The organism is Steroidobacter sp. (genome assembly GCF_016790065.1).
GTDB lineage: Bacteria > Pseudomonadota > Gammaproteobacteria > Steroidobacterales > Steroidobacteraceae > Steroidobacter.
This window is the reverse complement of record NZ_JAEUPY010000037.1, coordinates 1-2397: the sequence shown is the minus strand read 5'-3', so window position 1 is coordinate 2397 and position 2397 is coordinate 1. Positions and strand designations below refer to the sequence as shown.

The 2397-nt window shown below is 61.0% G+C and carries 1 protein-coding gene and 1 pseudogene; both read right to left on the bottom strand.

Annotated features, from left to right (window positions below; translation table 11 throughout):
* Positions 1-117 (bottom strand): annotated as a pseudogene (locus JNL55_RS37305) (ribonucleoside-diphosphate reductase); the annotation flags it as partial.
* An 8-nt stretch (positions 118-125) separates the two neighbouring features.
* On the bottom strand, positions 126-2397 hold a 2272-nt coding region (locus JNL55_RS01460), incomplete at its 5' end, for a ribonucleoside-diphosphate reductase subunit alpha (RefSeq protein WP_293848492.1).

Sequence of the window (2397 nt, the reverse complement as noted above, 5' to 3'; positions counted from 1 at the left end):
CACGGTCCAGGTGTTCTTGATCGCAGCCCGGTACATTTCATAGAAGCGCGGATAGCGCATCGGCCGCAGCGTCAAATCGAAACCGGAGTCCAGTAACGAAGCCTGGCGGGTAGTCATCACGGCGCTCACTGGCAGGCCTCGCACATTTCAGGATTTTCCAAGGAACACACCACCGCCGCCGTGTCGCTCACTACGGCCTGGGTGGCTTGCACCGTGGTCTTGGCGATGTTGGTCGCGGGGCGCGAGCGCAAGTAATAAGTGGTCTTGACCCCGCTCTTCCACGCATACATGTACATGCTGGAGAGCTGACCGATGGTCGGATTGGCCATGAACAGATTCAGCGACTGGCTTTGATCGATGTACGCGCCTCGAGCTGCCGCCAGATCGATCAACGCGCGCATCGGAACTTCCCAAGCCGTGCGATAAATGGCCCGCAACGCTTCGGGAATGTCGGCGATGCCCTGCACCGAGCCGTCGGCCAGCTTGATCTGGTTGCGAGTCTCGTCGGTCCACAGACCGAGCCGCTTCAGTTCCTCGACCAGGTAACGGTTCACTTGCAAGAAGTCGCCAGACAAAGTCTCGCGCTTGAACAGGTTGGAAACCTGCGGCTCGATGCACTCGTAGCAACCGGCAATCGAGGCGATGGTCGCCGTCGGCGCAATGGCGATCAGCAAGCTGTTACGCAAACCGTGCGCTTTGACCTCTTCGCGCAGCGTGTTCCACTTCGCCACATCCGACGGCGTCACGCCCCAGCTGTCGAACTGCAGTTCTCCGTCGGCCGCACGCGTGTCCTTGAACGCATCGTGAGCGCCGAGTTCACGAGCCAACTCCATCGACGTGCGCAACGCGTGGAAGTAGACCGTCTCGGCGATGCGCGTCGACATTTCTTTCGCCTGCGGGCTGTCGAATGCCAGCCGCATCTGGAAGAACACATCCTGCAAGCCCATCACACCCAAGCCGACCGGACGCCAACGCATGTTCGACGCGCGGGCCGTGCCGATGGGATAGAAGTTCAGGTCGATTACGCGGTCCAGCTGTCGCACGGCCGTCTGCACGGTCTGCGCGAGCTTGTCGAAATCGAACGCGCCGTCGATCACATGACGACCCAGATTGATCGAGCCCAGGTTGCAGACCGCGGTCTCGCCTTCGCTGGTGACTTCGAGAATCTCGGTGCAAAGATTCGACAAATGAATGGTGTTGCCAGCGCGCGCCGTTTGATTGCCGGCACGGTTGCACTTGTCCTTGAACGTCATCCAGCCGTTACCGGTTTGCGCCAGCGTGCGCATCATCCGGGCGTACAAGTCGCGAGCGCGAACCGATTTGCGCGCCACTCCTCGGGCCTCGGCCTGAATGTAAGCCGCTTCGAACGCCTCACCCCACAGGTCCGGCAGTTCCGGCACGTCTTTGGGATCGAACAACGACCACTGTTCGTCGGCTTCCACGCGGCGCATGAACAGATCGCAAATCCAATTCGCCAGATTGATGTGATGGGTGCGTCGGCCTTCGTCGCCGGTGTTGTCGCGCAACTCCAGGAACGCTTCGATGTCGGCGTGCCACGGTTCGAGATACACACACGCCGCGCCTTTGCGCTTGCCACCTTGATTGACCGCTGCGACTGACGAGTCCAGCGTCTTCAACCACGGCACGATGCCGTTGGAAAGGCCGTTGGTCGCACGAATCAGCGAGCCTTCCGAGCGCACGCGGTGCCAAGCCACACCGATGCCGCCGGAGAATTTCGACAGCAGCGCGATGTCCTTGTACTTGTCGTAGATGGACTCGAGCGAATCGCCGGGCGAATCCAGCAGGAAGCAGCTCGACAGCTGCTCGTGACGCGTACCGGCGTTGAACAGCGTCGGCGAACTGGGGATGTAGTCCAGCGACGAGAACACGTGATACAGGTCGATGGCCTCGTGCACGCTGGTGCTCAACGCGCAGGCGATGCGCATCCAGAACTGTTGCGGCGACTCGAGCGCCAACCGGCGCGTCGGGTGCTTCAGCAAATACCGGTCGTACAGCGTCTTCAGGCCGAAGTACTCGAACTCCTGCGTGCGGCGCGCGTCGATGGCGTCGTTGAGTTTGCGAGCATTGCTCTCGACGAAGCTCATCACTCGCTCGTTGATCAAGCCGACGTCGAAGCCCAGCCGGATGGACTGCGAGAACGAGTACACGCCCATGCCCTGCACTTCTTTGTCGATGAACCCTGAGAGCAAGCGCGCGGCAAGGCGCGAATACTCAGGCTCTTCGAACGTGAACGACGCAGCGGTACGGATCGACAGCTCGTCCAGCTCGCGAGTGGTCGCGCCATCGTACAGGCCGGCAATGGTTTTCAACGCGACGCGCATGGGATCGACAGCGTCGAGACCATCGCCACAGCGTCCGACCGCTCTGACGATCTTG